At 51.1% G+C, this 13335-nt stretch carries 15 protein-coding genes; 2 read left to right on the top strand and 13 right to left on the bottom strand.

The window, feature by feature from the left end:
• Positions 1-163 precede the first annotated feature (163 nt).
• The 5 genes from ACK2JC_RS14970 to ACK2JC_RS14950 form a co-directional block, all read right to left on the bottom strand.
• Positions 164-1468 (bottom strand): ABC transporter substrate-binding protein, encoded by a 1305-nt coding sequence (locus tag ACK2JC_RS14970; RefSeq protein WP_320937538.1) that lies wholly within the window; start codon positions 1466-1468, stop codon positions 164-166.
• Between the two features lie 54 nt (positions 1469-1522).
• Positions 1523-2536 carry a hypothetical protein gene (locus ACK2JC_RS14965; protein WP_320937539.1) on the bottom strand — a complete coding sequence of 338 codons (1014 nt, stop codon included), beginning with the start codon at positions 2534-2536 and terminating at the stop codon, positions 1523-1525.
• Between the two features lie 82 nt (positions 2537-2618).
• A complete protein-coding gene (gene allB / locus ACK2JC_RS14960) occupies positions 2619-4001 on the bottom strand; it encodes an allantoinase AllB (RefSeq protein ID WP_320937540.1) in 1383 nt (460 codons plus the stop codon).
• A gap of 182 nt (positions 4002-4183) precedes the next feature.
• Entirely contained in the window at positions 4184-4966 is a 783-nt protein-coding gene (locus tag ACK2JC_RS14955; protein WP_166434539.1) for a DeoR/GlpR family DNA-binding transcription regulator, read from the bottom strand.
• A 365-nt stretch (positions 4967-5331) separates the two neighbouring features.
• Entirely contained in the window at positions 5332-6024 is a 693-nt protein-coding gene (locus tag ACK2JC_RS14950) for a 5'-methylthioadenosine/adenosylhomocysteine nucleosidase (RefSeq protein ID WP_092368847.1), read from the bottom strand.
• A gap of 195 nt (positions 6025-6219) precedes the next feature.
• On the opposite strand from ACK2JC_RS14950, the gene ACK2JC_RS14945 reads away from it, so the two are divergent.
• Positions 6220-6462, top strand: a complete 243-nt coding sequence (locus ACK2JC_RS14945; RefSeq protein ID WP_007706948.1) for a TIGR03905 family TSCPD domain-containing protein — start codon at positions 6220-6222, stop codon at positions 6460-6462.
• An 87-nt stretch (positions 6463-6549) separates the two neighbouring features.
• Here ACK2JC_RS14945 and ACK2JC_RS14940 read toward each other — a convergent pair whose 3' ends face one another.
• Together ACK2JC_RS14940 and ACK2JC_RS14935 are read right to left on the bottom strand one after the other, a co-directional pair.
• Entirely contained in the window at positions 6550-7059 is a 510-nt protein-coding gene (locus ACK2JC_RS14940; RefSeq protein ID WP_320937541.1) for a hypothetical protein, read from the bottom strand.
• Positions 7060-7079: 20 nt separating this feature from the next.
• Positions 7080-7901, bottom strand: coding sequence for a DUF4367 domain-containing protein (locus ACK2JC_RS14935; RefSeq protein WP_368271141.1), 822 nt, complete (start codon positions 7899-7901; stop codon positions 7080-7082).
• A gap of 140 nt (positions 7902-8041) precedes the next feature.
• Between ACK2JC_RS14935 and ACK2JC_RS14930 the strand changes: the two genes are divergently transcribed.
• On the top strand, positions 8042-9115 hold the full coding sequence (locus ACK2JC_RS14930; protein WP_092368855.1) for an undecaprenyldiphospho-muramoylpentapeptide beta-N-acetylglucosaminyltransferase: 1074 nt from the start codon (positions 8042-8044) through the stop codon (positions 9113-9115).
• Between the two features lie 25 nt (positions 9116-9140).
• Here ACK2JC_RS14930 and ACK2JC_RS14925 read toward each other — a convergent pair whose 3' ends face one another.
• The 6 genes from ACK2JC_RS14925 to ACK2JC_RS14900 all read right to left on the bottom strand — a co-directional run bounded on the left by ACK2JC_RS14925 (position 9141) and on the right by ACK2JC_RS14900 (position 13333).
• Complete coding sequence (locus ACK2JC_RS14925; RefSeq protein WP_092368858.1) at positions 9141-9686, bottom strand: RNA polymerase sigma factor; 546 nt, start codon at positions 9684-9686, stop codon at positions 9141-9143.
• 43 nt (positions 9687-9729) lie between these two features.
• Positions 9730-10146: an HIT family protein gene (locus tag ACK2JC_RS14920; RefSeq protein ID WP_092368861.1), complete on the bottom strand. Its 417-nt coding sequence runs from the start codon at positions 10144-10146 to the stop codon at positions 9730-9732.
• A 52-nt stretch (positions 10147-10198) separates the two neighbouring features.
• Positions 10199-10780 (bottom strand): rhomboid family intramembrane serine protease, encoded by a 582-nt coding sequence (locus ACK2JC_RS14915; protein WP_330407338.1) that lies wholly within the window; start codon positions 10778-10780, stop codon positions 10199-10201.
• A gap of 273 nt (positions 10781-11053) precedes the next feature.
• Complete coding sequence (locus ACK2JC_RS14910) at positions 11054-12490, bottom strand: DUF6382 domain-containing protein (protein WP_320937543.1); 1437 nt, start codon at positions 12488-12490, stop codon at positions 11054-11056.
• Positions 12474-12848: a hypothetical protein gene (locus ACK2JC_RS14905; RefSeq protein WP_320937544.1), complete on the bottom strand. Its 375-nt coding sequence runs from the start codon at positions 12846-12848 to the stop codon at positions 12474-12476. Before ACK2JC_RS14905 ends, ACK2JC_RS14910 begins: the two co-directional genes overlap by 17 nt.
• The gene (locus tag ACK2JC_RS14900) at positions 12845-13333 is read right to left on the bottom strand and encodes a hypothetical protein (protein ID WP_320937545.1); all 489 of its coding nucleotides are present in this window, start codon (positions 13331-13333) and stop codon (positions 12845-12847) included. Before ACK2JC_RS14900 ends, ACK2JC_RS14905 begins: the two co-directional genes overlap by 4 nt.
• Positions 13334-13335: the final 2 nt, after the last annotated feature.

The following is a 13335-nucleotide window of genomic DNA, read 5'->3' as shown; positions in this document are numbered from 1 at the left end:
CCCGCCTTATCATTAATCGTGAAGAAACGTTCCGCGCCGGATGTATGCCCTCCACGGACACACCGCGCGGCGTTCCGCCTGTCCGTCACAGGTGCACCTGCAAAGCCGCGGCGTAATTCCTGACTTCAGGAATTACACAGGGCTTTGCAGGTGCGGGTTCTTTCTATTTACCTGGCATTGCGTACTTGCCCAGAGTCTCAAACTCCCCGTCCTTCACGGCCTTGATGGTGAATTCCAGGCCCAGAAGATTGTGGGTCGCGGGATCATATCCCTTATTCGGACTGGTGATCATATCAAATCCCGCAGTCTCGTCCAATGCCTTGCGCATTTCATCGGGATTGGTGGAACCGCTGGTCAGAATCGCGTACTCCAAAATCTTGGCCTCATTGAACGCCTTCAGGCCTGGCATGTGTAACGACATACCGGTGGCTTGCTGGTATTCCTGATATTCCGCCTTGATCTCATCAAAACGGGAATCGCTTAAATCGCCGTCGGTTGCGAAGATACAGCCCTCCAGCTCCGGTCCTGCCAGGGTGAGCAGGTCCTCAGTGTCATACACGTAGTTTCCGATTAACTTGATATCTCCAAGTCCCAGCTCGGAGAGCTGTTTTGCCACATACCCCGCCTCCTTGTAGCCCATGACCGGCATAAAGAGGTAGGATGGGTTGGACTGCGCCAGGCTGGTCAGCTGGGCGCGGAATTCCACGTCGTTAATCTGGTAGGTTGCCTCTGCCACGATCTCTCCGCCCAGTCCGGTGTAGGTATCCTTGAAGGCTTTGGCCATGTCCACCGTGTCCACCTGAGTGGTCTCATAGAGAATAGCAACCTTGGGATTGCCCAGTTCACTGTAGGTGTAGGAAGCCATGGTGACCACCTGGTCAGTGTTTACCGGGCCGCTGCGGTATGTAAACGGACGGACATTTCCGGTGTCGTCAACCGTAACCAGCTGGGATGCGCTGGAAGGAATGTGCAGCACGCCTGCCCGGTTACACAGCTCTGCCACGGCCGCGCCCTGAGTGGAATTGCTGGGGCCGAGAATCGCCACTGCTCCGGATTGGATCAGCTTGTTTGCCGCGTTTACCGCCTCGGAGAAATCGCCGTCAAGGCCGGATATATCGTAAGTTCTGAAGTCGATCTCACGCCCCAGCCATCCACCGGCAGCGTTTACTTTTTTAAAATAAGTCTCTAACAGGTGTTGGGGAACCAAGCCGTACATCGCATCCGCGCCGGAAGACCAGCCCAGGAAGCCAACAATGATGGGGCCGTCGCTGTTTTCGGCCTTGGTCTCCGCGGCCGCAGCCGTTGTGCCCGCGCTATCCGCAGAGCTTCCCGCCTCTGTAGCAGCGGGAGCCGCTGAATTGGCCGCGCCGGAGGTCGTTCCCCCGCCGGAACTGCCGGAACATGCTCCCAGGCCCAGTGTCAATACACATGCCAATGCCACGGATAAGATTTTTTTCATTTTTCTCATATCTCTCTTCCTCGCTTTCTGGTGTAAAATTCCATTTGTTATTTTCAGCACCGGTTAACAGCTAACCGGCACAAGTTTCATCAGAAAATGACGGTCATAGGTGGAGAGCGGCATCAGGAACAGCTCTCCTTTGGAATTGCCACACATACCATGGGCACGGACCGGCGAGTTATAAAAACCCAACTGGGCCACAATTTCCATTTCCATGTCCGCGATGGTGAGTCCGCCTCCCCGCTCCGCGATGTAGATATAGCGGCCATCGGACCATATGGCGGTAGGCTGGTACAGATTTTCGTTCATATAGCCCAATATTTTTCCATTCTCGTCGAACACATGGACGCTGTTGGCTTCCCGGTCCCCGACCCATACCCGGTTTAAGGAGTCCACCCACAGGCTATGGGGCACATAAAATTTTCCCGGCTCGTCCCCGGGTCCGCCCCAGGTCGCAAGCCAGGTGCCATCGGACGCAAAACGGTGAACAGCGGCGTTTCCATATCCGTCACTGACAAAGATATCGCCCTTCGGTCCCACGCACACACCGGTAGGGCGGTTAAAGGGCGGCGCTGCCCGTTTGATGGTTTGCAGCCCCATCCAGAAGGACCAGCCCTTGTCGAAGGCTATATCGGTGGGAACAATCTTCCCCTCCCGCTGCATTCTGCGCCAGACGTCCTGTTCAAAGCCGCTGTCGCTGGGAACTCCCACATTTCCCAAATCCCGCAGGTGGCGGCCATCCTTCGTCAGCTCCCGCACCACGTGCAGCCCGGTGTCCACGCACAGAAGCGTGTCCTCCGGCGTCACACACAGGCTGTGTACCTCCCGGAACAGCCCCTGCCCCATGCTCCTAACGTAGTTGCCTTCGGCATCCAACATCACCACCGGATGCGCCGCGTCCCGGCACATCATGAACAGATTATCCTCCCTGTCACAGCATCCTCCCGAAAACATGGAAAACTCGAATTCCTCCGGAAAATTTCCGTACTCGGGTATCAGCTCGTAGGTCAGTCCATTGTGGCTGAAAATTGAACGGGACAGCCTGTCCCTGCCTTTGTATCCTTTTATCTGTTTCATAAACACTTCTCCTTATTGTGAGATGGAAGGCAAACCGGGGAATGACCAACCCCCGGCATTTTCCGGCGTATGGCGCTTTGTATCACAGGCAGGGCGTCCCGCTTTTAACAAATTTTCCATACCCGGCGTCACAGAGAATCCTGCCGTCTCCATACACGCGTTCTCCCCGGACAAAGGTGTCCGTCACACGGCCTTGAAGCTCCATCCCGTGGTAGGGCCCTTTAGCGCTCTTTGTCTTAGAGAAGGTCTTTGTTCCGTCATAGGTCCAACGCTCATCTGGATCGATGAGTATGATATCCGCGTCCGCTCCGGGCATGAGATTTCCCTTCTGAGGGTACAGCCCCATGATCTTGGCGGCGTTTCCGGAGGTGAGGGCTGAGAGTCTTGTCCAGGACAGCCCCCGCTTGTTGACGCCCTCGGAAATCATGGCCGCCAGCATAACGTCGTTACAGCCGAATCCGCAGTATTCCTTCCAGAAATCATTCTGCCGCACCTTCTCCTCATCGGTGTAGGGTCCGTGATCGGATCCCAGCACATCGATGGTCCCGTCCTTCACATAATCCCACATTTTTTCCACATTTTCCCGGCTTCGGAAAGGCGGCGTGCACTTGGCAAAGGATTTCTTCTCCCGCAGTACGTTGTGATCGAACACCAGGTAATGAGGACAGGTCTCCACATATACCGCCGTGCCCTCCTTCTTGGCGTTCCGCAGATATTCCGCACCCTGCGTGATGGTCATGTGACAGATCATTGTCCTGGCACCTGTCATTTTTCCGAACAAAACCGAGCGCTGGATGGCCTCATACTCAGTCCACCACGGCCTGGCCTGATCAAAACAGGCCTCGTCCGCACAGTGAATCTGTGAAAAATGCTTGCAACCGAAATCCGCAACCTCCGCATTCTCCGCGTGAAGAGCGATCAACCCGCCAAATCTTTCCGACTGCCGCATCCCCTCCACCAGATACCCGTCCGAAATCCGCGGGTACGCTTCAGTGGCGAAGCTCATAAACCCTTTAAAACCGATGCAGCCCAGATCGTGCAGCTCGCTCATATCCTTTAGGCTGGATGGAATCAGACCGCCCCACAGTGCAAAATCCACTACCGACCGACTCTCCGCCACATCCTTTTTCCGTTCGAATCCTGCCCGATCCACAGTCGCCGGTTCCGACGGAAGAGGCATGTCGCAGATGGTCGTTATTCCACCGGAAGCCGCGCTGCAGGACCCACAGTACCAATCTTCCCGGAAATTGTATGGTCCCGGATCCGCCATGTGGTTGTGTGTGTCAATCATACCGGCCATCACGATCTTACCGCCCGCGTCGATTTGCTCCCAATCCGTTTCGGGCGCTGTGTCCTTATCCAACAGAGCCTTGATTTTGCCGTTCTCAATCAGCAAGGACACCTCTGACACGCCGTCCGGCAGTACCACCCTGCCATTGACAATCAATTTTTTTGTTTGATTCATTTTCGTAACCCCACACCCTCTTTGCTCTTTTTTCTGATATCATCTTAGCAAAACTAATAAAAGCTGTCAATTTGGCTAATTGACAGCTTTCTTAGGCATTAATTTATATTTTACAACTAACATTTGTGGTTTTAAAAGAAATTCCAAGTCAATTCCACATTTCCCACATTTCCTGTTTTTTCCTATTTGGAATTCACACTCTCGGGTGCAACCATCACCTTAATATTGATATCTCCCCAGCTTTTTACTTCCTTGGGAGAAATATTCCAATCCGTAAAAATGCAGTCGATATATTCCGCCGGACAAACCCGGTTAAAAGCGACCTCATTAAATTTGCTGTACTCGCACAAAACAATCTTCGTGTGGCCAATGTCCAACATCTTCCGCACCACAGCGGCCTCCTCGGTATTATACTGAGTGACCCCGTCCTCAATGGAAATCCCGTCAATATTGACAAACGCCTTATCCACTTTGAAATTATCCAGACAATCGCTGCACAGGCTTCCCACCAGACTTTTATTGTGTTTTCTCAGATATCCAGAGGTCAGATACACACTGATGCCTTTATTTTCATTGAGCACCAGCGCAATGTTGGGTGAATTGGTAACAACCGTCAGCTGTTTGCACATTTCCGCAAGCCTGCGGGCCAGTTCCAGCGTAGCGGTACCGTTGTTCAGCACAATGGCATCCCCATCGTTTATATACCCGGCCGCCAGCTTGGCAATGGCGTGCTTCTCAAGCTGGTTGTTCTCCATCCGTTTTTCATACTCCACCTCCTGCGCGCGCAGGCTGTTATACACAACCCCGCCCCGTACCCGCTTGACCGCCGAATCCTTCTCCAGCTCCAGCAAATCCCTGCGGATGGTCTCCATGGATACATGATACAACTCCGCCAGCTGCTCAATCCTGGCAAATCGTGTCTCCGATAAATAGCGGATAATTTCATTTTGGCGTTTACTATGCATAATATATTCCCCCACCGTTTGAGACTTTCCCCAAATTCCACATTTATTACAACTCATTTCCCCAAAAAAGTTTTTTAGAAACTTTTTTTCTTAAGTTTAAGTCCCGATTAGCCTTTTAATGTTAAAGTGCTACTTTATAAAATAAAGCGGTTTTATTCAAATTTTGCGGTTTTCCACACAGCCGAGGACTTGTTCTGCAATTCTGTCCACATTGATATTTTATCATGATAACTTTTTAGTTTCAATTCCAACACGGCATTATTTTGCTACACTGTGAGGGGGTAAACGATTGTCTTTTTAAAAAAACTGGGCATTGCAAACCGCTCGGCCAAAGCCTAAATTTGCAATACCCATTCTATTTTGTGTTAGTAACGGCGGATAATTTCCGTCATCAGATTTACCGTGTGTGTGATTGCCTGGGCCTCAAAGGTCTCGTAATCCATGTTGGCGCTGTTGTCGGCCTTGTCCGAGATCGCCCTGACAATCAGAAAGGGAATTCCATTTAAATAGGAAGCCTGGGCAATCGCTGCCCCCTCCATCTCCGTGCAGTAGCCGTCAAATGTGCTGACCAGCCACTCCTTCTTCCCATGGTCGGAAATGAACTGGTCGCCGCTGACCACCCGCCCCACATGGGTATTGATATCGGGATTCACGTCCTTGCAGCAGCTCTTTGCCAGCTCGATCAACGCCTCATCCGCCGCAAACGCCAGTGTATCCACTCTGGGAATCTGTCCTACCGCATAGCCGAACCCGGTGGCGTCCATATCGTGCTGCAGCGCGTCGCTGGAAAGAACGATGTCGCCGATATCGATCTGCGCTTTCAAGGAACCGGCGATGCCGGAATTGATGATTCCACTGACATGGTACTTGTCCGCCAATACCTGGGTACACATCGCAGCGTTAACCTTTCCGATTCCAGAGCGGACCACAACCACGTCCTTGTCCGCCAGCTTTCCTATATAAAAGTCCATTCCCGCGGTGGTCTCCACCCGCACATCGGTGAGCATCTCTTTGATCTTGGCCACTTCCTCATCCATAGCCCCAATAATTCCCAGCATTCCTTGCCTCCTTGTGATGATCATTTCTTGTTTTCAGCTAATCTATATTATAGCGGAATGAAAAAAGTTTGCAAGGACAAATCTATTTTAAAATTTTCTGCCTGTCCGGGCTTGTTCCGGCGCAAACTTGCTTGACATTTCCCAGGGTTCGCGAATATAATCGATCATGAACATATTTTTTAGGAGGCATAACATATGCGATACAAAACTAAGGGAGTCTGCTCTCAGGAGATCACCTTTGATGTGCAGGATAATAAATTGACAAACGTACAGTTCGTCGGAGGCTGCGCAGGCAACACCCAGGGCGTGGCCCGTCTGGTGGAGGGAATGGAAGTGGATGAAGCCATCCGCCGCCTGGACGGCATCCAATGTGGCCCCCGCCCCACCTCCTGCCCCGATCAGCTGGCTCGGGCGTTGAAACAGTTTAAGGGGATTTGAGAGTAGTGTGGTGTGAGTTGTAGGATGTGAAAAGAGGCAGGGGACCGCGAGGAGCGGGGGACCTGCCTCTTTTTTAAGGGATTGAGATTATTCGATCAATATTCCATCTGTTACTGGGCCGAAGCCTTCCATGGCACCGTCTAAAAATGCAGCAAATGTTCCTCTCAGCCGATATGTATGACCTGAAGGCTGATCGCTTATTACAAAATCAAAACCAGGCTCTGTAAGCCCCTCAGGATAATCCTCTGAATGAAATTCAATATCATAAAGCTTAACCTGTTTCCACTTATTATCAGCTTCCAACCGATCTAAGTATACAGTTACATATACCTCATCAACAGGCTCTCTCATATATGTCTTTCCTGAAACGCCTATTTTTCCGTTTTTATTTATAATTGATAGATCTGCTGCTATGAAAAAAACACCTCTTAAATTACTAGTTACGCGAACTGTTGATTCTTTAACACCGCGAGGAAGAACCTTCGATTCGGTTTCAACCGGTGGGTAAAAAGTATACGGTTTTGCATATACTATTGAACAACTCATTGTAACTATTAATACAGCTATAACTAATGTTTTTAACACTCTTCGTAACATTGTCACCCTCCAAATATTATTTAGTATACCACTCGTTCCACAATTTTCGAGAATTCGTCATACTCCATATTTCCATAAACCCAACAAACTACATCATTATACGAAAACTGAGCTTCGTAATAATCAACATCATCTATTCTTTCTGTTCTAATCGTAATCTCTTTTACTAACCACTTATTTGAAACCGTGCTATAAATTTTTGCATCTGATCTGTGGCTGTTTGAAGCTTCTGTTTCATCTGTGACTTGAACAAAATATAATCTTCTATTACCGTCCGAAAACTTCATAGTTGCTTTTCTATCGGTTATCCCCACTTCGTCAAATGTTAACCCTGGAGCTATATATCCCAGCTTAAGGGGCTTTTTACCAAACGCTTCTTGTATGGAGGCATATGCCACCTCCTGATCTTCCGCTACTATTATAGAACTATCATTATTGAAAATAATGTTATCTCCTGCTCCGCTTCTCGTCCGGAAAAAATACGACTTCTTCCCCACCGCCACAAAACAAAATCCCAACGTCAAAAAACAGGCCGCCAGCCCCACGGCTGCCAACCTCTTCCACTTCAATTTTCTTCTGCGCGGCGTCTGGGTTACGGTCGCGGCTTCTTTGGGCTGGACCTCCTTTCCTTCCTCTGTAAGTCTGGCTGCCCGTTCCGCCTGGATGTCCTCCCAGATCCGGTCAAACTCGTCCGGGAAAGGTTCCAACTCGGGGCGGGGCGTGTTGTCCGCTTCCATCTCTTTGAAGTCTCTCAGCAGCTGCTCGTCCGAAAATCCGTACAGCTGTTGTAAGAGATGGTCAATTTCATTGTCCTCAATCATATCTTTTCTTTTATCTTCCACTGGGCACCTCTGTCAATAAAATTCTCCTTAACTTCCCTCTTGCTTTAGGGTTGACTTTTTATATTTTCCGCTTACTATAATAATATAACGCATGGAAAATAGTTTTTCCCCTCTCCATGTAAATTTTTCAGGAGGTTTTTATGAAAAAAATTATATTGACTGGCGGAGGTACCGCTGGTCATGTGACACCCAATTTGGCCCTGATTCCAACGCTTCGGGATCTCGGCTATGAAATCCACTACATCGGCTCCTACCAGGGCATCGAGCGCAAGCTGATCGAAGACGCCGGCGTTCCCTACGACGGCATTTCCTCAGGAAAGCTCCGCCGTTATTTTGATATAAAAAACTTCACCGATCCGTTCCGGGTGCTGAAAGGCTACGCTGAGGCGATGAAGCTTGTAAAACGCTACAAACCGGACGTGGTATTCTCCAAGGGCGGTTTTGTGTCCGTGCCGGTGGTATTGGCCGCCAAGCACCACAAGGTGCCGGTGATTATCCATGAATCCGACATGACGCCGGGACTGGCAAACAAAATCTGCATCCCGTCCGCTGCCAAGGTCTGCTGCAATTTCCCCGAGACCTTAAAATATCTGCCCGCGGACAAGGCCGTACTCACCGGCTCTCCCATCCGCGCCGAGCTGCTTCGCGGCGACCGCTTATCCGGTCTTTCCTATACCCATCTCTCCGCCGGCAAGCCGGTCATTCTGGTAATTGGCGGAAGCCTGGGCTCTGTTACCGTCAACACAGCCGTGCGCAAAATCCTGCCCCGGCTGCTGCCCGATTTCCAGATGATACATATCTGCGGAAAAGGCAATCTCGACGAAAGTCTGATTGGAACCGCCGGATATGTACAGTATGAATATGTGGATGCGCCGCTGAAGCATCTCTTCGCCGCTGCGGACCTGATCGTCTCCAGAGCCGGTGCAAACTCCATCTGTGAAATTCTGGCCCTGCGCAAGCCCAACTTGCTGATTCCTCTGTCCGCCGCCGCCAGCCGCGGAGACCAGATTCTCAACGCCAACTCCTTTGCCAAGCAGGGCTTCAGCAAAGTGCTGGAGGAGGAAATGATCACCGAGGATTCCCTGTACGAGGCAATTACCTCCCTGTACAAGGAGCGTTCCGCCTATATCTCAGCCATGGAACAGAGCAAGCTGAGCAATGCGGTGGACACTGTAATCTCGCTGATTGAAAGCTGCGCAGGCTCTCAGAAGTAATTTGAAACTGCCTGCGCAGCAATGTTTACGGCCAATTTTCGTCCTTAATCAGCTTTTGAAGGTACTTGCGGATGCGGCTGACCCTGGAGTAACACGCCTTTTCTGAAATATTCAGGAGGCGGCATACTTCATCGGTTGGCCGTCCTTCAATCAGTTTCAACTTGGCGACTTCCCGCCAGTTCATCGGAAGATTTTCAAGCTCGTTCATAAGTGCACGGCACTTCTCTTTGCTGATAATCCCATCGATCAGGGGTTCTTCCTTTTCATTTACAAATATTTCTTCCCTGTAGTATCCGTCATCATCGATACTGTAACAATTACGCCGTTTTGCGCTGCGATGAAAATCAATGCAGCGATTCTTCAGTATTCTGCTCAACAGTTTGCGCATCTCATCCGGCGGCAATTCCAGCGAATAATCGGAACGCGCGTATGAGAGAAATGTATCGTGTACCATATCTTCAATGTCATCAACCGGCACATTGTACCGGTATGCGAGCTTCCTTAAGGGTGTCTGATACTGATTATACATCTCTTCAAACTGTTGTCTATGCATCTTGTCTTCGAAATCCATTCTCCTGCCCACCGTTCAATTTTAAGTCCTGTGCCGGACTCTGTCACAGGCTGTTCTTTATCAGCTCTGCCGTCTCAGCTAATTCTTCCGGCGATGCTTGTCCTGGTGTCCAGCCAGCAATCGCAGGTCCGCCTTCATAGCGCGGAATCACGTGTACGTGGAAATGGAATACTGTTTGTCCAGCCGCTTCACCGTTGTTTTGGACCAGGTTAAAACCTGCGCAGCCCAGCGATTTTTTCATCGCCGTGCCAATCCTGGCGCCGAGCGGTAGTACCTTTGCCGCTATTGTTCCATCCAGTTCACACACATCCTTAAAATGACTTTTTGGCAGAATCAGGGCATGGCCTTTTGACGCAGGCCCCAGGTCCAGTATTACACGAAAATCGCCGTCTTCGTATAGCGTGGACGATGGAATCTCGCCATTGGCTATTTTGCAAAATATGCACGATTCATCCACCATGTTAATCTCCTCCTTTTCTTCCCCTGCACGATGGCATGTAGGTTTTTTATCTTCATATACCGTAGCCCATGTAACGCCTGGGTTTCCGATATAATAAGATACCTAGTAAAATACCGGCCGCCAGCCCACCGATGTGCGCTGCGTTATCGATATTCATACTGGTGAATCCGTGGTACAGTGTGAGCAGAATCATAACGCCCAACTGCCGGCTGGTCAGGTCTTCAAGTCTCCCCCGATTCACTCCGACCGCATACACCAGCCCCCCGACCACCCCGAAGATTGCTCCCGAGGCGCCTGCTCCCACTGACAGGCTGCCCGTCATAAGATTGACGGTCATAGAAACAAGGTTTGCTCCGACTCCACAGAGCAGGTAGAAAATCAGATATTTTACATGTCCCAGGGCCCGCTCCAGATTGTCCCCAAGTACAAACAATACCAGCATATTATTCATCAGGTGACTGACGCCGAAATGCATAAAAACAGATGTTACCAGACGGTAATACTGTCCATGGTCCACGACAAGGGGTGCAAACATGGCACCGTGTGCCAGCATGAACCCCGCATTTTCCGTAGAACCCTGTAATTCCAGATACAGGAAACACAGAACATTTATGATAATAATTGCCGTATTCACATAGGCAGTCTTCCGGCCATAAACCCTCACATCTCATCCTCGCATTCCAAATTGTTTTTATATTATCATAAAACTTTCCAACTGTTAAGAGGTCACAACATAATCTTTCCTGTTTTCGGGAGAAACTCAATGTAACCAACTTATTGTTCCATAATTTTTTATTATATCATAGGTCGCATTTTATGTAAACACATATACTATATTTATGATCAAATTTTATAAATAAATGTATATAAATGCCTAAAGTTAAGCTTCAAACGTTCATTATTCGCTTTATCGGAACGTAAAATACAGATCGGCTATGCAAATCTCATCACCGGTACAAATGCCGGCTGTTTCGTTGGCCTCCAGCAGACGTCCCCCCACCATGGTACCGTTGGTGGAGTTTAAATCCGTAATCCGATACTCCTCCCCTTCCCGATCAATTCGAACATGAAGCCGGCTCACCGTACTGCGGTTTAAAACGTAATCCACCAACTCCTCATGTTTTCCAATGATAAATGGAAAATATGGAATCAAAATGTCCTCCATCTTCTCCTCCCTCGGCTCCAGCCGCCTTACCAGCCCGCTCTCTGCCCGTCCGGCCAGCAGCGTGGTCTGAAATTCCTCCTCCGCTTCCGGCTCCTGTCTGCCGGCCTCCTCTTCCGGCTCCGGCTCCTCCTCTGGAATCTCCCAACGACTGGGCAACGCTTTCCCGTTCATTTCCCGGGGCGCTTCTCCCACGGTCCGTTTTCCAAATACAACATAAACAATATCTCCCACCGCGGTCAAAACCAGGGCGGCAGCCGGAAGAACCAGCCAAAGAAGCCGGAAACGCCCGACTGCCGACGGTCCCTTTATAAACCAAAGAAAAGCGGGCGCTCCGACGGCAATCAGGCTGATCACAACAAGCTGCTTCAACACCAGGCGAAGAAACAGCGGTACGCTCGTGCCTGTCTTTTGGGCCTCGCCTTCCCGCGCCTCTGCCCACTTCACCCCAGGCTCACCGGCATTTTCCCCCGATTCAAACCGCCGCTCCCGTTCTCCGGGCCCTGCCCCTCCTGCCGCTCTGTCTCCCCCTTCATCCCAGCTCTGCCGCTGCCGACCGGTCGCATCTATGCCTCCGCCCTGCTCCCAATGCGGATCAAAATCTGTGGCCAGTGTGGCAGGGGCGGAGGCTTCCATGGTCCTGCCCTCCCGCTGCACCAGCTTCATAAGATCCTCCACGCTGAAATTCTCTTTAAGGCTCTCCTGGTACAATCCATAAGCCAGCACAACGCATTCCTTGTCCCTGTGGTCTACCTTTTTCATCAGATATTGCAGCAACCGGCTCAGACGGTCCGGAAAGTTCCCAGACATGCCCGGCACCAGGCACAGACCGGTTCTGAAGCCCTCCGGCTCCACATAGATGTAATCCGGATCCAGGAGCAGGCCGTCCTCGGAGAGCAGGTATTCTTCCATACGCCTGAGCGCCACATGAAGCTGAATCAGCAGCTGGCAAATCTCCCCACGGTCGATGAAACGGTTCTGCAAAATCCGTCCAAGGGGCTGCATGGATGTAATGTCATAATAATAGCTCTGACGCTCGTCCATATACTTAATATGAAAACGGAGAAGGCCCTCCACTGCATTATTCAGCAGCATCCGCGCCTCATATCCCGGCTTATTCCCCTCGTCCGGCTCCACAATCAGGTAATTGTGCTTCATCTCTCTCTTATAGTGAACCTCCATTGCCCTCCTCCAGCTGTTCCAGCAGCGTTATCCTGCGCAGAAATTCCTCCGGCCTGAATTTTGTGCTCTGTATTCTAACCTCCCACCAGTCAGCCGCCGCCTGCCCGTCTATGATCCCGCCGCGCTCCTGCAGCTCAAGCCGCACGCCTGTGCGCTCGAAGCGTGTCTGCACCTCCTGGGCCGTCAGGCCTTTCTCATGCCTGGCGGTCTCCACCGCCTCGTGCAGCACCATGGCCTGCACCACTCGCCCCCGCAGACCGTACGCCGCCTGAATTGTGGTAACGACCGCCAAAATCACCACCGCGCTCACCCAGGCCGCCTCCACGGTATAGCTGCCGGAATACCGCCCGCCCCTCACAGGCGCACAATCCCCAGGCAAACAGGGATCAAAAAGGGCAGAAACGGAATCTTGCGTTTTCTCACGGATACCCTGAGCAGTCTGCCCCAGACCAACAGGCCGGAGCAGTAACAAAAGCAGATGAGAAGCCCTCCGGCCAACAGCAGCACATTTTTCCAGAACCCCAGATAGAGGGCGGACACCACGAAGAACCAGCCGTCCCCGGCCCCCACAGCCTGCCGGGTCAGAACCGACAAAACCAGCAGGCCGCCGCCGATTCCCAGCGCCATAACCGTATCCGCCACCGCCGGCTGCCAGCTTCCCGGAATACTGCACTCCATACAGAGAAACGTAAACCGCAGCACGCCCCCCGCGATGCCAAATCCGGCAAAAACATAGAAGCGGATGGACCGATACTTAAAATCCTGCCAGGCCGCGGTTATCAGGTAGACAAGAAATGCCAGCCTCATGATTCCGCTGATCCACATTCCCCACTGTGTATTCATTT

The sequence above is a fragment of the Enterocloster lavalensis genome, from assembly GCF_046603895.1.
GTDB classification, from domain to species: Bacteria; Bacillota; Clostridia; order Lachnospirales; family Lachnospiraceae; genus Enterocloster; species Enterocloster lavalensis.
Note: the sequence above shows the minus strand (reverse complement) of the source record. Positions and strands in the feature narration are given on the sequence as shown.